This is a genomic window from Actinoallomurus soli (genome assembly GCF_024055715.1).
GTDB classification, from domain to species: Bacteria; Actinomycetota; Actinomycetes; order Streptosporangiales; family Streptosporangiaceae; genus Actinoallomurus; species Actinoallomurus soli.
The window spans coordinates 234,682-252,234 of the sequence record NZ_JAMXMV010000012.1 but is presented as its reverse complement, the minus strand read 5'-3'; the positions used below and the strand labels follow the sequence as shown (position 1 = coordinate 252,234).

Below are 17,553 nucleotides of genomic sequence, written 5' to 3'. Positions count from 1 at the left end.
GCGCCCCCGCTCGCGGGAGGGCGCCGGCGCCGTCTCAGCCGTGGAGGTCGGGGCCGGCGCGGACGATCGTCGCCCGGACGACGACCCGGCGGTCCTTCTCCATCGCCGCGCGGTAGTCGTCCCAGTCGGGATGCTCGCCGGAGACCTTCCGGTAGTAGTCGATCAGTGGGTCCATCGCGTCGGGCAGCTGGACGACCTCGGCCTCGCCGTCCACCTGGACCCATTCGCCGAAGAAGGCGTCGGTGAAGACGCAGAAGGTGACGCGGGGATCGCGCATCAGGTTGCGCGTCTTCGCCGCGGTCTCGCGCGTGCTGACGACGATGCGTCCCTCGTCATCGACCGCGCACAGGACGGGAGACGTCTGCGGGCGGCCGTCGGCGTGGAAGGTCACCATCACCGCACGGTGGTGCTCGGTGATGAAGTCGAGTGCCCTGCGGTACTCCACTCCGGGTCAGAAACGGACGGCGCGCCGATGCAGCTCGTGCTCGTGCACGAGGGCGGAGGCGTATCCGTGAGAGAGCCCGTGCTCGTCCGCCAGCCAGTTGACCCGCTCGTCGCATCGCAGGAACGCGGGGCCGTTGTCGATGGCTTCGAACCACTCGGGGAGGTCACGTCCTGTGACTTTCGGGATGCGTGCGATGAGGTTCTTGTGCGTCTCCGGTGAGTGGTTCAAAGACATAGGCACCTCCTGGCTTGGCGTGCTGCTTGTTGATGACTCTGCAACACCCATCGCAATCACACAACCCCCCGACGGGGAGCTTTCTGTCACGGCATGTAGATCATTCGTCACACTCCGCCCGCCGCGGGTTACGAAGTGCTAACGAAACTCCCCGGCGGATGTGTCCCGCCGGGGAGTTTTACGTGAACCGGTCGCGTCGTTGACCGGAGCGTGACCGCGCGGACCTCAGCTGAGGCGCTCGAAGATCATGGCCATGCCCTGACCGCCGCCGACGCACATCGTCTCGAGGCCGAAGGTCTTGTCGTGCGTCTGGAGCCCGTTGAGCAGCGTGTTCGTGATGCGCGCGCCGGTCATGCCGAACGGGTGGCCCACCGCGATCGCGCCACCGTTGACGTTGAGCTTGTCGATGTCGATCCCCAGGTCCCGGTAGGACGGGATCACCTGCGCGGCGAACGCCTCGTTGATCTCGACGAGGTCGATGTCGTCGATCGTCAGGCCGCCCCGCTTCAGGGCCTGGCGGGACGCCTCGACCGGCCCGAGGCCCATGATCTCCGGCGACAGCGCCGAGACCCCGGAGGAGACGATGCGGGCCAGCGGCGTGATGCCGAGCTCGGCCGCCTTGGTGTCGCTCATCACGACGACCGCGGCCGCGCCGTCGTTGAGCGGGCAGCAGTTGCCGGCCGTCACCGTGCCGTCGGGCCGGAAGACCGGCTGGAGCTGGGAGACCTTCTCGAGCGTCGTGCCGGCGCGCGGGCCGTCGTCCTTGGCGACCACGGTGCCGTCCGGCAGCTCCACCGGCGTGATCTCCCGCTCGAAGAAGCCGTTCTCGATCGCCTTCTCGGCGAGGTTCTGTGAGCGCACCCCGAACTCGTCCTGCTCGGCGCGGCTGATGCCGCGCAGCTGGGCGACGTTCTCGGCGGTCTGGCCCATCGCGATGTAGACGTCGGGGAGCGCGCCGTCCTCACGGGGGTCGCGCCAGGTCTCGGCGTTGCCCTCGCCGCGCTTGGCGGTACGGGCCTGGGCCTCGCCGAACAGTGGGTTCTGGGTGTCGGGCAGGCCGTCGCTGCTGCCCTTGGCGAACCGGCTGACCATCTCCACCCCGGCCGAGACGATCACGTCCGCCTCGCCCGACTTGATCGCGTGGAAGGCCATCCGCGTGGTCTGCAGAGACGAGGAGCAGTAGCGCGTGATCGTGGCACCCGGGACGTTGTCGTATCCGAGGAGGATGGCGACCACGCGGGCCATGTTGTACCCCTGCTCACCGCCGGGCAGGCCGCAGCCCAGCAGCAGGTCGTCGATGTCGTTCGGGTCCAGCTGCGGGACCTTGTCGAGCGCCGCCCGCACGATGCGCGCGGTGAGATCGTCGGGGCGCAGGTCCTTCAGCGATCCCTTGAACGCTCGCCCGATCGGGGAGCGAGCGGTCGCGACGATGACAGCCTCGGGCATGATCGGTCTCCTTCTCCTCGGCCGGCCGGGCGGCGGCCTTTGAGTCCCGTTCGCAGGCTACTGCGTGTCGGCCACGAAACCTACTGGCGGGTAGCCCGCGCGTCGATCGATCGCGACAGCGATCGGTCACGGACGGCGGACGCACGGTGATCAGAGCGGGTGAGGTACCGTCTGAGCAGAACTATTGCCGACGACAGGGACGTCGCTGGTGCACGTGCACAACTCGCTGACGGAGCTCATCGGGGACACCCCCCTCGTACGCCTCCGCAACGTCACGACCGGAGCCCGCGCGCAGGTGCTCGCCAAGGTCGAATACCTCAATCCGGGCGGCTCGGTGAAGGACCGCATCGCCGTCCGGATGGTCGAGGCCGCCGAGGCGTCCGGCGCCCTCAGGCCGGGCGGCACGATCGTCGAACCCACCTCCGGAAACACCGGCGTCGGGCTCGCGATCGTGGCGCAGGAGAAGGGCTATCGGTGCGTCTTCGTCTGCCCCGACAAGGTGGCGAACGACAAGATCGCCGTCCTGCGGGCCTACGGCGCCGAGGTCGTGGTGTGCCCGACCGCGGTCTCACCCGACCACCCGGACTCCTATTACTCGGTCTCCGACCGGCTCGCCGCCGAGATTCCCGGAGCCTGGAAGCCCGACCAGTACCGCAACCCGAACAACCCGCGCTCCCACTACGAGACGACGGGGCCGGAGATCTGGGCGCAGACCGAGGGGCGGGTCACGCACTTCGTCGCGGGCATCGGCACCGGCGGCACCATCACCGGCACCGGCCGCTACCTCAAGGAGATCTCCGGCGGGCGCGTCAAGGTCATCGGCGCGGACCCGGAGGGGTCGGTCTACTCCGGCGGCACCGGCCGGCCGTACCTCGTCGAGGGCGTCGGCGAGGACATCTGGCCCGAGACCTACGACCGGGACATCTGCGACCAGGTCATCGCGGTGAGCGACAAGGATTCGTTCACCATGACCCGGCGGCTGGCCCGCGAGGAGGGGCTGCTCGTCGGCGGCTCCTGCGGTCTGGCGGTCGTGGCGGCGCTGCGCGTCGCGGCCGAGGCCGGCCCCGACGACGTGGTCGTCGTCCTGCTGCCCGACGGCGGCCGCGGCTACCTGTCCAAGATCTTCAACGATGACTGGATGGCCGACTACGGCTTCCTCACGTCCGAGACCGAGGAGCCGCGCATCGCCGACGTGCTGGCGCGCAAGGGGTCCGGGCTGCCGGAGTTCGTGCACGTCCACCCGCACGAGACGGTCGGCACCGCGGTGTCCATCCTGCGGGAGTACGACGTCTCGCAGCTGCCCGTCATGAAGGAGGAGCCGCCGGTCATGGCCGCCGAGGTCGTCGGCTCCGTCGGTGAGCGCGACCTCCTGGCCGCCCTGGTCAGCGGCAAGGCGGGCCTCGACGACCCGCTGGGCGACCACATGGCGCCGCCGCTGCCGATGGTCGGCTCGGGCGAGGGCGTGAGCAAGGCCGTCGGCGTCCTGGAGAACGCCGGCGCCGCCGTCGTCCTCGTCGACGGCAAACCGGCCGGCCTCATCACCCGCCAGGACCTGCTGGGCTTCCTCGCGGCCGGCTGACCCGGCCCCGGCGAACGACGAGGCGGCGTCACCGGCGCGCCGCCTGACGAACGACGGGCGGTGTGCTCGGCACGCCGCCCACGACGAACGACGAGGCCCCGGCGGCGCGACCAGCGCGCCACCGGGGCCTCGGTGCCTCACCGGCCGGTCAGACCGGGCGGTCGACCAGGTCGTACGGCTCCGCCGCGGGCGGCTGGTTCCCCTTGCGAGTCGCGTCGCCGTGCCCGGGCCACCAGGCCTTGTGGCCCATCAGCGCCGTGATCGACGGCACGAAGAGCGCCGACATCACGAACGCGGACAGCAGGATGCCGATGGCCACGCCGAATCCGATCTCGGCCAGCATCGACTGCGGGGAGAGGGTCAGCGCGGCGAACGTACCGGCCAGGATGACGCCCGCCGCCGCGACCGTCGGCCCGGCGTGCTGGATGCCGAGCGCGGCGGCACGCCGCGGGTCGTGCCCCTCGCGTGACTCCTCGCGCAACCGCGCGATCATGAGGATGTTGTAGTCGGTGCCGATCGCCAGTACGAAGAGGTACAGGATGATCGGCAGCTGGAACATCAGGCCTTCCTTGCCCTCGACGCCCTGGAAGAGCGCGACGGTCGCCCCGAGCGTGGCCGTGAAGCCGAGCAGCACCGCGATCACCAGGTAGATCGGAGCCACCAGCGCACGCAGCAGCAGCGCGAGGATGATGCCGATCAGCAGCACCGCCACCGGGATGATGACCGACAGGTCGCGGTTGTTGACCTCATTGATGTCGGCGTACGCCGCGGTCATGCCGCCGACCAGCACCTTGGTGCTCGGCGGGGCGTTCTGGTGGGCGAGGTCCCGGAAGGGCCCCTTCACCAGGCTGATCGCCTCGTTCGAGCTGGGGTTCAGCTTGAGGACGACCGTGATCTTGGCGACGCTCTGATCCGGGCTGTACTGCGCCGGCGCGACCTGGCCGACGCCCTTGGCGGTCGCCAGCGTCTGCTGGAGCTTCTGGACGGCGGACTTGTCGAGCGCGCCGCTGCCCTGGACGTACACCTCGGTGGGCGAGGTCAGGCCGGACGGCAGGCTGGCCTGCAGGTCCTTCATGGCCTTCGCCGACTCGGTGTTCTGCGGGGAGCCGGCCTGGAAGTCGTAGTCCGCCTTGAACGCCAGGGCGCCGGCGGCCAGGGCCACCAGAACGAGGCCGGAGGCGAGCGCGGCCACGGCCGGGCGGCGCCCGACACCGTTGCCGATCTTCACCCACAGGCCGGGCTTCGGCTCCTTCTTCCACGCCTTCGACGGCCAGAACACGAAGCGGCCCAGCAGCGAGACGATGGCGGGAACGAGCGTCAGCGCGGTGATGAACATGACGGCGACCGCGATCGCCAGCTCCGGCCCCAGGGCGCCGAACGCCTTGAAGGAGGCGAGCACCAGCACGATGAAGGCGGCGATGACGGCGCCGGCGGCCGAGGCGATCGCCTCACCGACCCGCTCGACACTCGTGATCATCGCGGTCTTCTTGTCCTCACCGGCCCGCAGGCGCTCCCGGTACCGGAAGAGGAGGAACAGGATGTAGTCGGTGCCGATGCCGTACAGCACGACGACGATGATCGTTGAGAAGCTGTCATCGAAGCTCAGGTCGAACGCCTTACCGACGAATGCGGTGACCGCGTTCGCGACCTGCGAGACCAGGACGATGACGATGATCGGCAGCAGCGCCGCGATGGGGCTGCGGAAGATGATCAGAATCAGGGCGATGATCAGAACGACCGTCGCGAGCCCGATCAGGGCGAGGGTCCGCTGGCTGGACTTCTCGTTGTCCACGCTGGACGCGAAGTTGCCGGCCACCCCGTAGGCCAGCCCGCTGCCCTTCAGCTGGTCGGCCGTCACGGCACGGACCTGCTTGATGGCGTCCTCGTTCTTCTTCTGCGTCTTGGTGTCGAAGCCGCTGGGCAGGCCGACGACGATCAGCTGAACCTTGTGGTTCTGCGAGAGCGTCTGCGGGCTGGTGGCGGCCATCTGCACGTTCGGGATCGCCTTGGCCTGGATGGCCTTCGCCGCCTGACCGATCTTCTGCTGGTCGGCGGCGGACAGCGTGCCCCCGTCGCTCCGCTTGACGACGACCATCTCCCGGTCGACCTTCTGGTCGCCGCTCGGGAACGCCTTCTCGGCGAGGTTGGACGCCGCGACCGACTCGTACTTCTTCGGCAGGAACGCCTGCTGGTCCGATTTGGTGGTTAGTTTGGGGGCGAACACCACCAGGACGGCCGCCGCGACGAGCCACGCGCCGATCGTCCACCATGGGTGTCTGACGACACCGCGCCCCAGCCATCCGAACACGGGTGGCTCCCCTTCGTAGAGTGTCTTCGAGTAACGCACCGACGATATCCAGGCAAAAGGGGCATTGCCTCACCGTCAGAGTCGATTTCGGTCCTAGTCCCTACGGTGGAGACGGATCATCCCCCGGTATGGACGGCGCATCGCCCGGCCGCCCCTCGGGAGGCACTAACCTCGCGTGCATGGACGGTTTCAACCACGAGACCGGCTTCGAGACCCTCGCCATCCACGCAGGTCAAGAGGCCGATCCCGCGACAGGGGCGGTCGTTCCGCCGATATATCAGGTGTCCACGTACAAGCAGGACGGCGTCGGCGGTCTGCGCGGTGGATACGAGTACAGCAGGTCGGCCAACCCGACCCGTACGGCGCTGGAGGAGTGCCTCGCCGCCCTGGAGGGCGGCGTACGGGGGCTGGCGTTCGCCTCGGGTCTGGCCGCCGAGGACACCCTGCTGCGCACGATCTGCAAGCCGGGCGACCACGTGCTGATCCCGAACGACGCCTACGGCGGCACGTTCCGGTTGTTCTCCAAGGTCCTCGCCCGGTGGGGCGTGGCGTACGACCCCGTGCCGCTGACGGACGTCCAGGCCGTGCGCGCGGCCGTACGCCCGGAGACGACGGCCATCTGGGTCGAGACGCCCACGAACCCGCTGCTCGGCGTGGCCGACATCGCCGCGCTGGCGCACGTGGCGCGGGAGGCCGGCGCCCGCCTCGTCGTGGACAACACGTTCGCCTCGCCGTACCTCCAGCGCCCGCTCGCCCTCGGCGCGGACGTCGTCGTGCACTCCACCACCAAGTACCTCGGCGGGCACTCCGACGTGGTCGGCGGCGCGCTCATCGCGGCCGACGTCGAACTCGCCCAGGAGCTGGCGTTCCACCAGAACGCCATGGGGGCCGTCGCCGGGCCGTTCGACGCGTGGCTCACCCTGCGCGGCATCAAGACGCTGGGCGTCCGCATGGACCGGCACTGCGCCAACGCCGCGCGGATCGCCGAGTTCCTCAGCCGCCACCCGCGGGTCCGCGCCGTCCACTACCCGGGCCTGCCGCAGGACCCGGGCCACGAGGTCGCGGCCAAGCAGATGCGGGCGTTCGGCGGCATGGTGTCCTTCCGGCACGCCGACGGCGAGGACGCGGCCGTACGCGTCTGCGAGCGGGCCAAGGTCTTCACGCTCGGGGAGTCGCTGGGCGGTGTGGAGTCGCTGATCGAGCACCCCGGGCGCATGACGCACGCCTCCGCCGCCGGGTCGCCGCTGGAGGTGCCGGGCGACCTCGTACGCCTCTCGGTCGGCATCGAGGACGTCGACGATCTCCTCGCCGACCTGGAGCAGTCACTGGAGGGCTAGGCGTTCCAGACCATCAGGACGAGGATCACGAGCCAGATGAGCGCGACGACGCCGGAGATCGTGGCGATCCGGCCGGTCTCCACCTTGGCGGGCTCGCCGAGGGGAGCACGGGACGCGGGTTCCGGCGTCGCGGTGCCCGCGTCCGTCGCCGCTCCGGGCGCCGGGGTCTCGCCCGGCGCGGCGACGGAGTCGCCGCTCGCCGCCTCGGCCGCGGAGGTCTCCGCGACCGGCGGCGGGGCCGCGCGCGCCGGCGCCGGACGCCGCTCCGCCTCGGCGACCTCGAGCTTGTGCACGGCCTTGCGCTGATCGCGCTCGACGATGACCAGCAGCACGAGGGCGACGATGAACAGGGTCATCGACGCGGACAGCCACATCTGGTCGAATCTCCCGTGCGCCAGGAGCGCGCCGAACAGGAAGATGCCCAGGGTGAGCAGGCCGTAGATCCGGGTCGCGCGGTTCAGATAGCGCACGATGCCAGGCCGGCCCCGGCGGATGTATCGGGGCGTCGCCATGGTCGCCGCGGTCAGCGGCCCCAGCGCGAAGATCGCGAAACCGAGATGCAGGAACAGAAGCAGCCGATCAGCGCTCGACATGGTCTGGTCTTAGCCCGGAGCCGCCCGTCCAAACGTCCCGTACGACGCGCGCCGCGGCGGGGGCCGGATCACACCCGGCGCCGTCTCACCCGGCCCGGCCGCGGCGGACCCGCAGATAGTCCCGTACGACGTACTCGCCCAGCCGGTCCGGCGTGGGCGCGAACACCCGCCCGCCGTTGCGCCGCGCGACCTCCTGCACGAACCCGACGAGCCGCTCGTCGTCGGCGAGCATGAAGATGTTCAGCGTCGCGCGCCGCCGGGTCATCTTGTCCACCTCGGCGAGCGTCAGCTCAAGCGTCTCGCGCGACGGCGGCCAGTCGAACGACGAACGGCCGTCACGGAGCAGGTGCGCGGTCGGCTCGCCGTCCGTGATGATCAGGACGATCGGCTCGTGCTCGGGGTGCTTCTCCAGGTGCCGCCCGGCGATGAGCAGCGCGTGGTGCAGGTTGGTGCCCTGCACCATGTCCCAGTCCAGGCCGGCCAGCTCGGTGGGCGGCAGCACCCGCGCGTAGTTGGAGAACCCGATCACCTGGATCGCGTCCTGCGGGTACTTGCTCGCCACCAGCGTGTGCAGGGCCAGCGCGGTCTGCTTGGCCGAGCCCCAGGTGCCGCGCAGCGCCATGGAGTACGACAGGTCGACGAGCAGGCACACCGCCGCCGCCGTACGGCGCTCGGTCTCGAGCACCTCGAAGTCGTCCACCGTCAGGCGCACGCCGGTCCCGGCCTCGCCGGGCCGGGCCGCGCCGCGGCGCAGGGCGTTCGACACCGTCCGTACGACGTCGATCGGCTGTTCGTCGCCGTGCTGCCAGGGGCGGGAACCGCCCGTCAGCTCGCCGGCCTGACCCGCGTCGGACTGGTCGTGGTCGCCGCGCCGGCCGGTGTCCAGCTGGGCGAACACCCGGCGCAGCGCGGTCTCGCCGAGCCGCCGCACCGCCTTGGGCGTCAGCTCCAGCGCCCCGCCCTTGCGCTTGAGGTATCCCTGGCGCTCGAGCTCGGCCTCGATGCGGCGCAGCTCGGACAGGTCGTCGACCGCCTGCCGGCCGAGGGCCCGGCGCACCGCCTCCTCGTCGATGTCGTCCAGCCGCGCGCCGGGGTAGTCCTGCCGCAGCGCGCCCTCCAGCTCCGCCAGGTCCGCGAGCTCCTCCAGCGCGGTCGTCGCGTCGCCCATGGACATCGGGTCCTCACCCGACATGCGCTCGGAGCCGGACCAGTCCAGATCGGGCCGGCGCTGCCGCAGCGAGGACCCCAGCCGCTGCATCTCCATGGCCAGCCCGGCGTCCTCCAGCGTCTGGGCCATCAGCCCGGCCAGCTCCGCCCGCTGCTCCGGGGTGAGCGAGGCCAGCAGCCGCTCGGTCGCGGCGGCGCGCCGCGCCAGGGAGTCGACGAGCTCCTCCAGGTTCTGCGGGTTCTCCGGGAAGAACTCCCCGTACTCCCGCATGAACGCGTCGAAGTCCTCCGGGGTGTGCTCGCCCCGCGCGTCCTTCTCCAGCATCTCGTTGAGCGCGGCCATCATGTCCTTGACCCGCTGCATCGCCGCCGGGTCCGGATTGCTCAGGGCCTGCTTCATGCCGCGGAACTGCGCGTCCAGCACGTCACGGCGCAGCAGGTCCTTCAGCTCCTCGAACGTCCGCCGCGCCTCCGGCGACCGCCACTCGTACGACGCCAGCCGGCGCACCGCCTGCGCGGTGTCGTTCGGCAGGGTGTCCAGCTCGGCCTCCCGCAGCCGCGCGTCGTCGCTCGGGTCGGGGAACAGCGCCGCCCGCTCCTGGCCGATCGCCCGGTCGAGCAGCGACCGCGCCTCCTCCAGCGTGCCGTCGAGCCGACCGCGGCCGCGCAGCTCCTGCCGGCGGGACCGGACCTGCCGCAGCAGGTCGTCCAGCCCGCGCCGCCGCCGCTCGCCGGGCAGGCCGCGGCGCAGCAGGTCGCGCAGCGCGTCACCGGGGTTCGTGCCCTCCAGCATCGAATCGCCCATGGCGTCCAGCGCGGCGCGCACGTCGTACGGAGGGGCGAGCGGGTCCGGCCCCTCGTGGAACGGACCGTAGCGGTATCCGGCCACGGCGACCTCCTCCCTCGCTCGGGGGGTAAGGGAATCTCATGGACCTCGGACCGCGTCACGTCCGGTAGGTCGAGGTCCCGTCCTCGGTGTCCTTCGACAGTCGGCGCATCAGGTAGAGCCCTTCCAGCGCGAACTCCAGCGCCGCCGCCGCGTGTCCCGGCGACTCGCCCTCCATGCCCAGGCCGTTCATGATCCGGGCCAGGCCGGGCACCGGGCCGATGCGGTGCAGGAGGTCGGCCGCCGCCACCAGTTCCCCGGAGTCGACGGTCGCGCCGCGGTCGAACCGGTCGAGCAGGCCGCTGAGGTCGACCGGGCCGAGCGTGCGCCGCCAGGTCTCCGCGACCGCCCTGCGCAGCAGGTGCGCCAGCACCTCCTCCTCCCGGCCCTCCTCGCTGACCTCGAACTCGACCTTGCCGAGGAGCGTCGGCACGATCGACGGCAGGTCGCACACGCGCGCCACCGGCTGCTCCTCACCGGTCAGGGCCGCACGCCGCAGCGCGGAGGCAGCGACCGTCTCGGTCGCGGCGATCGCGAACCGCGCGGACACACCGGACCGCGTGTCGACCGCCGGGGACTCGCGCACCAGCCGGGTGAACCGCGCGACGACCTCCATCAGGTGGATCGGCACCGCCGCCGCGACCTCGGCCTCCTGGCCGATGAGCACGAGCTCCTCGTCGACGTCGAGGGGGTAGTGGGTGCGGATCTCCGCGCCGAAGCGGTCCTTCAGCGGCGTGATGATCCGGCCGCGGTTGGTGTAGTCCTCCGGGTTGGCGCTGGCCACCAGCAGGATGTCCAGCGGCAGCCGCAGGTTGTAGCCGCGGATCTGCACGTCCCGCTCCTCCAGGACGTTCAGCAGCGACACCTGGATGCGCTCGGCGAGGTCGGGCAGCTCGTTGACGCAGAAGACGCCGCGGTTGGTCCGCGGGACGAGGCCGTAGTGCACGGTCTCCGGGTCCCCGAGCGTACGGCCCTCCGCGACCTTGATCGGGTCGATGTCGCCGATGAGGTCGCCGACACTCGTGTCCGGCGTGGCGAGCTTCTCGCCGTACCGCTCGTCCCGGTGCTTCCAGTCGACCGGCAGGTCGTCGCCCTTCTCGGCGAGCAGCCGGCGGCAGCGCACGCACACCGGGGCGTACGGGTGGTCGTTGATCTCACAGCCCTCGACGATGGGAGTCCACTCGTCCAGCAGGCCGCCCAGCGTACGGATCAGCCGTGACTTGCCCTGTCCGCGCTCGCCGAGCAGGACGAGGTCGTGCCCGGCGAGGAGCGCGCGCTCGACGTGCGGCAGGACCGTGTCGTCGAACCCGACGATGCCCGGGAACCGTGGCTCTCCGGAGCGCAGCCGCGCGAGCAGGTTGTGCCGGATCTCGGCCTTCACGGACCGGTGGACATGGCCGGTCGCCCGGAGCTCACCGAGCGTGTTCGGTCGCGTATTCACTGGGCACCGCTCCTCACTCGCCGGACGGCCGGCGTCCGTCGTGGCGCAGCACGTTCTTCAGCGTCAATGTTCCCGACCCTATGCCGGGAACTCCGCTGCCGCATCCGACCGGGGCGCGCGTCGCGCTACGAAGTCGATCATTGACTCGTGGCTTCATCAGGTGGCTGTGGTACACCGTAAGCATCGAGCCCACGGTGGAGGGGAGGAGGGCGATGACACGCTTCGGCGACGGGCTGGCGGTCGGACCGGACCTGGTCACGGCCGCGGAGTCCGCGGTGGCGCAGGCGGTGGCCCCGCTGGACGGCCCTCCGGATCTGGTGTTCGTCTTCGTGTCCGCGTCGAGCCCGGAGGCCGTCGAGCCGGCGGCACGGCGGGCGATGGAGGTCGCGGGCACACCCAATGTCATCGGCTGCGGCGCGTCCGGGGTGATCGGCGGCAACCACGGAGTCGAGGGCGGCAGCGCGGTCAGCGCCTGGGCGGCCCGGCTCCCGGAGGCGCGCATCGAGCCGTTCCGGCTGGAGACGCTGAAGTTCCCCGCGTCGGAGGGTGAGGCGATGCCGCGCCTGGCGGTCGTCGGCATGCCGCAGACCCGCGACGATGACGTGGTGGCGGTGCTGCTGGCCGACCCGTACAGCTTCCCGGTGGACGCGTTCGTCGAGCGGTCCGGCGAGGTGCTGCCCGGCCTCCCGCTCGTCGGGGGCCTGGCGACCGGCCAGGGCGGCCGCGGGACCACCCGGCTCTTCGCGGACGGTGAGATCGTCGACTCCGGCGCCGTCGGAGTGCTCCTCGGCGGGTCGGTGATGACCTCGACCGTGGTCAGCCAGGGCGCCAGGCCCATCGGCCCGACGATGGTCGTCACCAAGGCCGAGGACAACGTCCTGTACGAGCTGGCCGGCATGCCCGCGCTGGCCAAGCTGGAGGAGATCGTCGCCGGGCTGCCGGAGGACGAGCGCGGGCTGGTCGAGGCGGGCCTGCTGATCGGCGTGGCCATGGACGAGTACGCCGAGCGGCAGGAGCGCGGCGACTTCCTGGTCCGCGGTGTGATCGGCGCGGACCCCGAGGTGGGGGCGCTGGCGGCCGGGGAGGTCATCGAGGTCGGCCGGACGGTGCGGTTCCACGTGCGCGACGCCGACGCGGCGGACGAGGACCTCAGCCACCTCCTGGGCGATCTGGACCTGGCGCCCATCGAGGGGGCGCTGCTGTTCTCGTGCACGGGCCGGGGCCGGGCGATGTTCCCCAGCTCCGATCACGACGTGCGCACGCTGCGCCAGGTGCTCGGCGGCCCCGGCGTCGGCGGGTTCTTCGCCGCGGGGGAGATCGGGCCGGTCGCGGGGCGCAACCACGTCCACAGTTTCACCGCTTCGATCCTGGCCTTCGGGCCGGGCGGCAAGGAGGGTCCCGCGTGACGGGCTGTGTCCTCGCGGTCGACATCGGCGGCACCAAGCTGGCGGCCGCGCTCGTCGAGCCGGGCGGGCGGATCGCCGCGTACGAGCGCATCGCGACGCCGCAGCCGCCGACCGACGCCGAGACCCTCTGGCGGACGATGCTCAGCCTGATCGACCGGCTGCCCGCCACGGGGCTCGCCGGCGTCGGGGTCGGGTGCGGCGGCCCGATGAGCTGGCCCGCCGGGAAGGTCTCGCCGCTCAACATCCCGGCGTGGCGGGGTTTCCCGCTGCGCGAGCGGCTGCAGGAGCGGTACCCGGACCTGCCGGTCCGGGTGCACAACGACGCGATCGCGTTCGCGGCCGGGGAGCACTGGCGCGGCGCGGGCCGCGGGCGCGGCGACATGCTGGGCATGGTCGTCTCGACCGGCGTGGGCGGCGGGCTGATCCTCGGCGGCCGCCTCGTCGACGGCGTCAGCGGCAACGCCGGCCACATCGGTCACGTGATCGTCGACCATGAGGGGCCGGTCTGCGAGTGCGGCGGCCGCGGCTGCCTGGAGGCGATCGCGCGGGGCCCCGCCCTGGCCGCCTGGGCGCGGGACCAGGGCTGGCTCGGCGAGACCGCCAAGGAGCTGGCCGACGACGCCGCCCGAGGGCACCCCGTCGCCGTGCGGGCGATGAACCGCGCGGGCTGGGCGCTCGGCGTGGCGATCGCCTCCGCGACGCACCTCTGCGACCTGGAGGTCGTGGCGGTCGGCGGCGGGCTGTCCCAGGCGGGGCCGCTGCTGTTCCGGCCGCTGGAGGACACGCTGCGGGCGCACGCCCGGATGGACTTCGCCCGCCAGGTCCGGGTCGTCCCCGCCGCGCTGGGCCAGATGGCCGGCCTCATCGGCGCCGCGGCGTTGGTCCTCGCGGAGGACCGCTACTGGACGGCGGAGGAGTAGGCGTCAGGCCGCTCGTGCCGAGGGTTTCGGCGGGTCCCGCGACCAGGACCCTGGTACTGACGCCTGCCGTGGGACACTTCTGGCATGAGCGGTCCCGTCGGCGTTGATGAGGTCCGCGCGGCTCGTGACGTGCTGCGCGATGTGACCGTGACGACCCCGATCCTGGAGTCCCGGTCGCTGTCGGCGAAGGTCGGCGGCCCCGTGCTGCTCAAGGCCGAGAACCTCCAGCGCGCCGGGTCGTTCAAGGCCCGCGGCGCGTACGTCCGCATCGCCCGCCTCAGCGCGGAGGAGCGGGCGCACGGCGTGGTCGCGGCCAGCGCCGGAAACCACGCGCAGGGCGTCGCGCTGGCCGCCACGCTCCTCGGCTGCAGGAGTGTCGTCTTCATGCCCGAGGGCGCCCCGCTGCCGAAGGTCGCCGCGACCCGTGCGTACGGCGCGGAGGTCGTGTTCGGCGGCCCCGGCGTGGACGCCTGCCTGGCGGCCGCCACGGCCTACGCGCGGGAGAACGACGCGGTCTTCATCCACCCGTTCGACCATCCCGACGTGGTGGCGGGGCAGGGCACGGTGGGCCTGGAGATCCTGGAGCAGTGCCCGGAGGTCCGCACGATCGTGGTGCCGGTCGGGGGCGGCGGCCTGGTCGCGGGGATCGCGGCGGCCGTCAAGGAGCTCCGCCCGGACGTACGGGTCGTGGGCGTCCAGGCGGAGCGCGCGGCGGCCTACCCGCCGTCGCTGGCCGCCGGACGCCCGGTGGCCGTGGAGCCGGCCGGCACGATGGCCGACGGCATCGCGGTGGGCCGGCCGGGCGATCTCACGTTCGAGCTGATCTCCAAGCTCGTCGACTCGGTCGTCACCGTCTCCGAGGAGATGATCTCCCGGGCCCTGCTCAACTGCCTAGAACGCTCCAAGCAGGTGGTCGAGCCCGCCGGCGTGGTCGGCGTCGCCGCGCTGCTGGACCGGCCGCAGATGTTCGAGCCGCCGGTGGTGACGGTGCTGTCCGGGGGCAACATCGACCCGCTGCTGCTGTCCAAGGTGCTCCGCCACGGGCTGGCGGTGGCCGGCCGCTACCTGATGTTCCGCGTACGGCTCCCGGACCGGCCCGGCGCGCTCGTCACGCTGCTCGGCGAGCTGGCCGAGCTCGGGGTCAACGTCCTGGACGTCGTCCACCAGCGGACCGCCTCCCGGCTCAACGTGGACGAGGCCGAAGTGTCGCTGCACCTGGAGACCCGGGGCCCGGACCACTGCGACGAGGTCCTCGGCCGCCTCCGCGCCGAGGGCTACACCCTGAGCTTCAGCTGACCCTCGCCGTCTTCGACGGCGGAGGATGCCTCCCACCGCCGAGGCCCCGGCCCCGCGGGTCTCCATCGCTGGAGTGCGCGAAGCCGGGACCTGGCCTGGATGATCGGTGTGCTGTTCGCGGTATGGGTCCCTGAAACGGCCAGGCACTTACCACCGTTGGCCGGATCTCCGATTGAGATGGTGTAGTTCAGGTCGTCGGCGTTGTCGGGAGTGATGGTCCACTGCTGGGCGGCGCCGTTGTTGATGGCGGGGCGAGAGGGGTGTAGTGGCGCTAAGTGTCTTCGTTCGAACTTACTCGGGTGAGATACTCGGTAGGTCTGTTCATCCGCAACTCCATTCACTCCGCGCGTCGGCGCGAGAGCGGGGCCTTCCGATGCTCTCCGACGTCGATCCGTACGACGATACTGTTTTCAACAGGTCGCAACTGCCTCGACTTCGTGGAGAAGTCGAAAGCTTTCGGCGATCTGGTGATCCTGGTGAAATTGAGGCGGCACAAGGACTCGTTGAGCTAATCGATCTTGCTTTGGCTCGACCGCACAGATATTTGGTATTCAACGGTGACTGACTCCGTAGGCGACCAGGGCCGGCATGGTGGCGGGTGCCGGCTGCGCGGCCATGTCGAGGGGAGAGTTCCCAGGAAAGATCGCTGAAGCCGCCCATGGAGGAGTCGCTGACCCGGGCGAGGCGGTCTCCGCCCTCGAACCTGTTGGTTATAACGGCTTCGTCGCTGGCATGATTGGAGCCATGTGCCAGCGGTAAGGGCGAATCGATAGAGAAAGTCCGACCTGGCCATGGCCCTGGCGATCACTGCGCTCTAGGCGCAGTGGATGCCAGTGCAACGCCCTGGGGCGTCTCTCAGGGACGGATGTACGGGACGTATCTTTGCTGAATATCGAGGATCGTGGCCTCGACGCGGAGCATCGACTCGACCCGGCACCACCCGAGCTCCAGGTAGCGCCAATGGAGGAGCCAGTAACAGCGCATCGACGGGTCGCAGGCGATTATCCATTCGGAGAACCGCGCTCTGAGGTGCTCGATGGTGAGAGTCTCGTCGATCACGAGAACCTCCGCACCATCGCCCAGACGACCTTCCCGCCCGAAGCGCTCCGGAAGGTCCCGTGCCGATGCGAGTAGCACCTGACGATCGCGAGGCCGCGTCCTTTCTCGCTGGCGAGCGTCAGGGGCTGCCGCCGGGGCAGGCCGTCCGCGGGGTCATAGACGTAGATGGCGACGAGGTCCTTGATGGGGAAGATCGATATGTCGATCTGTTTCCCGGGGGCCGCGGCGATCGCGTTCGTGGCCAGTTCGGAGATGATCAACTCTCCGTCGTCGATGCTGCCGGCGCTGCAGCCGAACTCGTCAAGGCACGCGCGCGCGAACGCGCGGGCACGTTTGGCCTCTCTGGGTTCACCCGTGATCGTCAGCGTCCGGATGTCGTCCGGCTCCGTGGGCATCTGGCACATGGGACGGCTCCCGCCTCGAATGGCTCGCCTTTCTGCAAGCGCTGTCCACGATGCCGATATGCGCTACGCTCCGAAATCAAACGGTCACAACAGGTGGAGATTTCGTCGCGACTCCCGGAGCCGACGAGAGTCTTCCAGAGTCGGACAGAAAGGCGCGGACATGGGCAATCCCCCGAGCCCAGCCCTGATCAAGCTCGCAGCGGCCATCCGCCGGAACCGGAAACGGACCGGATACACGCAGGTCGAGCTGGCCAAGGAGATCCCCTGCTCGGACAAGACGATCAGCGCGATCGAGACCGGGCGGGAGCGCCCATCGCGAGAGATGGTCGCCGCGATAGAACGCGCGCTCAAGACCTCGGACGGCGCACTGGTCGATCTGTTCGACCTCCTCGACCAGGAGAGCCTGCCCCGCTGGATACGCGACTGGCTCATCGAAGAGCGCCGAGCGTCCAGGCTCCGTTCTTTCCAACTCGTGATCATGCCCGGTCTGCTGCAGACCGAGGACTATGCACGGGTGCTCCTGAACGGGAACGAGGCGGCAGTCCAAAGGCGAATGGAGCGGCAGGCGATTCTCTCGGCCGACCCGCCGCCGAAACTGCATTTCGTCATCGACGAAGCGGTCCTCTATCGCGACAAGGGCGGCCCGAAGGTGATGCACGAACAGCTCATGCGTCTGGTCGACAGCGTATCCGAGCACGTCACCGTGCAGGTCGTCCCCTCGGACGCCAGCCCGCGCCTGTCGGGGGCCTTTACAATCGGGACCATCGACGGTAGTGAGGTGGGTTATATAGACACGGCCGTACGCGGGATCGTCACCAGCAACCACGAGGACATCGCCACCTTAGAGGATGTGTGGGAGACGATCCGCACCCATGCCCTTTCCCAGCGAGAGTCATTGGACTTCATCAGGAGAACGGCGGAGGACCGATGGACGTAACGGACACGCAGTGGCGGAAGTCCAGGCGCAGCAGTGACAACGGCGGCGACTGCGTCGAGGTGACGGTGCTCGACGGCGACTGATCGGCCGCCCCG

17 protein-coding genes are annotated in these 17,553 nt (G+C 70.6%); 7 read left to right on the top strand and 10 right to left on the bottom strand.

What is annotated here, in order from left to right; translation table 11 throughout:
* Nucleotides 1-34 precede the first annotated feature (34 nt).
* The 3 genes from NDW01_RS27680 to NDW01_RS27670 all read right to left on the bottom strand — a co-directional run bounded on the left by NDW01_RS27680 (nt 35) and on the right by NDW01_RS27670 (nt 2,125).
* Nucleotides 35-445, bottom strand: coding sequence for a PPOX class F420-dependent oxidoreductase (locus tag NDW01_RS27680; protein WP_252825675.1), 411 nt, complete (start codon nt 443-445; stop codon nt 35-37).
* Nucleotides 446-451: 6 nt separating this feature from the next.
* Nucleotides 452-679, bottom strand: a complete 228-nt coding sequence (locus NDW01_RS27675; RefSeq protein ID WP_252777695.1) for a DUF4287 domain-containing protein — start codon at nt 677-679, stop codon at nt 452-454.
* Between the two features lie 225 nt (nt 680-904).
* Nucleotides 905-2,125, bottom strand: coding sequence for an acetyl-CoA C-acetyltransferase (locus NDW01_RS27670; RefSeq protein ID WP_252825673.1), 1,221 nt, complete (start codon nt 2,123-2,125; stop codon nt 905-907).
* 208 nt (nt 2,126-2,333) lie between these two features.
* Between NDW01_RS27670 and NDW01_RS27665 the strand changes: the two genes are divergently transcribed.
* The gene (locus NDW01_RS27665; RefSeq protein ID WP_252825814.1) at nt 2,334-3,704 is read left to right on the top strand and encodes a cystathionine beta-synthase; all 1,371 of its coding nucleotides are present in this window, start codon (nt 2,334-2,336) and stop codon (nt 3,702-3,704) included.
* A gap of 148 nt (nt 3,705-3,852) precedes the next feature.
* Here the strand turns inward: NDW01_RS27665 and NDW01_RS27660 are convergent, their stop codons facing one another.
* Nucleotides 3,853-6,012, bottom strand: a complete 2,160-nt coding sequence (locus tag NDW01_RS27660; protein ID WP_252825670.1) for an MMPL family transporter — start codon at nt 6,010-6,012, stop codon at nt 3,853-3,855.
* A gap of 179 nt (nt 6,013-6,191) precedes the next feature.
* On the opposite strand from NDW01_RS27660, the gene NDW01_RS27655 reads away from it, so the two are divergent.
* Entirely contained in the window at nt 6,192-7,349 is a 1,158-nt protein-coding gene (locus NDW01_RS27655) for a cystathionine gamma-synthase (RefSeq protein ID WP_252825667.1), read from the top strand.
* Here the strand turns inward: NDW01_RS27655 and NDW01_RS27650 are convergent.
* The 3 genes from NDW01_RS27650 to NDW01_RS27640 all read right to left on the bottom strand — a co-directional run bounded on the left by NDW01_RS27650 (nt 7,346) and on the right by NDW01_RS27640 (nt 11,436).
* Entirely contained in the window at nt 7,346-7,942 is a 597-nt protein-coding gene (locus NDW01_RS27650) for a hypothetical protein (RefSeq protein ID WP_252825655.1), read from the bottom strand. The two genes, NDW01_RS27655 and NDW01_RS27650, sit on opposite strands and share 4 nt — an antisense overlap.
* A gap of 85 nt (nt 7,943-8,027) precedes the next feature.
* Nucleotides 8,028-9,998, bottom strand: a complete 1,971-nt coding sequence (locus NDW01_RS27645) for a VWA domain-containing protein (protein ID WP_252825643.1) — start codon at nt 9,996-9,998, stop codon at nt 8,028-8,030.
* Nucleotides 9,999-10,053: 55 nt separating this feature from the next.
* On the bottom strand, nt 10,054-11,436 hold the full coding sequence (locus NDW01_RS27640) for a sigma 54-interacting transcriptional regulator (protein WP_252825640.1): 1,383 nt from the start codon (nt 11,434-11,436) through the stop codon (nt 10,054-10,056).
* A 212-nt stretch (nt 11,437-11,648) separates the two neighbouring features.
* Between NDW01_RS27640 and NDW01_RS27635 the strand changes: the two genes are divergently transcribed.
* The 3 genes from NDW01_RS27635 to ilvA all read left to right on the top strand — a co-directional run bounded on the left by NDW01_RS27635 (nt 11,649) and on the right by ilvA (nt 15,058).
* Nucleotides 11,649-12,842 (top strand): FIST signal transduction protein, encoded by a 1,194-nt coding sequence (locus tag NDW01_RS27635; RefSeq protein ID WP_252825629.1) that lies wholly within the window; start codon nt 11,649-11,651, stop codon nt 12,840-12,842.
* Complete coding sequence (locus NDW01_RS27630) at nt 12,839-13,762, top strand: ROK family protein (RefSeq protein WP_252825626.1); 924 nt, start codon at nt 12,839-12,841, stop codon at nt 13,760-13,762. Before NDW01_RS27635 ends, NDW01_RS27630 begins: the two co-directional genes overlap by 4 nt.
* 84 nt (nt 13,763-13,846) lie before the next feature.
* Nucleotides 13,847-15,058 carry a threonine ammonia-lyase gene (gene ilvA / locus NDW01_RS27625; protein ID WP_252825623.1) on the top strand — a complete coding sequence of 404 codons (1,212 nt, stop codon included), beginning with the start codon at nt 13,847-13,849 and terminating at the stop codon, nt 15,056-15,058.
* On the opposite strand, the gene NDW01_RS44455 is transcribed toward ilvA, so the two are convergent.
* The 3 genes from NDW01_RS44455 to NDW01_RS27615 all read right to left on the bottom strand — a co-directional run bounded on the left by NDW01_RS44455 (nt 15,037) and on the right by NDW01_RS27615 (nt 16,512).
* A complete protein-coding gene (locus tag NDW01_RS44455; protein WP_406567767.1) occupies nt 15,037-15,399 on the bottom strand; it encodes an RICIN domain-containing protein in 363 nt (120 codons plus the stop codon). The genes ilvA and NDW01_RS44455 overlap by 22 nt on opposite strands.
* 514 nt (nt 15,400-15,913) lie before the next feature.
* On the bottom strand, nt 15,914-16,117 hold the full coding sequence (locus tag NDW01_RS27620) for a hypothetical protein (RefSeq protein WP_252825621.1): 204 nt from the start codon (nt 16,115-16,117) through the stop codon (nt 15,914-15,916).
* Nucleotides 16,114-16,512: an ATP-binding protein gene (locus tag NDW01_RS27615; RefSeq protein WP_252825619.1), complete on the bottom strand. Its 399-nt coding sequence runs from the start codon at nt 16,510-16,512 to the stop codon at nt 16,114-16,116. The genes NDW01_RS27620 and NDW01_RS27615 overlap by 4 nt, the downstream gene beginning before the upstream one ends.
* A gap of 169 nt (nt 16,513-16,681) precedes the next feature.
* Here NDW01_RS27615 and NDW01_RS27610 point away from each other — a divergent pair, with 169 nt between their 5' ends.
* Both NDW01_RS27610 and NDW01_RS27605 read left to right on the top strand, forming a co-directional pair.
* On the top strand, nt 16,682-17,458 hold the full coding sequence (locus tag NDW01_RS27610; protein WP_252825617.1) for a helix-turn-helix domain-containing protein: 777 nt from the start codon (nt 16,682-16,684) through the stop codon (nt 17,456-17,458).
* Nucleotides 17,449-17,541, top strand: a complete 93-nt coding sequence (locus NDW01_RS27605; RefSeq protein WP_252825615.1) for a DUF397 domain-containing protein — start codon at nt 17,449-17,451, stop codon at nt 17,539-17,541. The genes NDW01_RS27610 and NDW01_RS27605 overlap by 10 nt, the downstream gene beginning before the upstream one ends.
* Nucleotides 17,542-17,553: the final 12 nt, after the last annotated feature.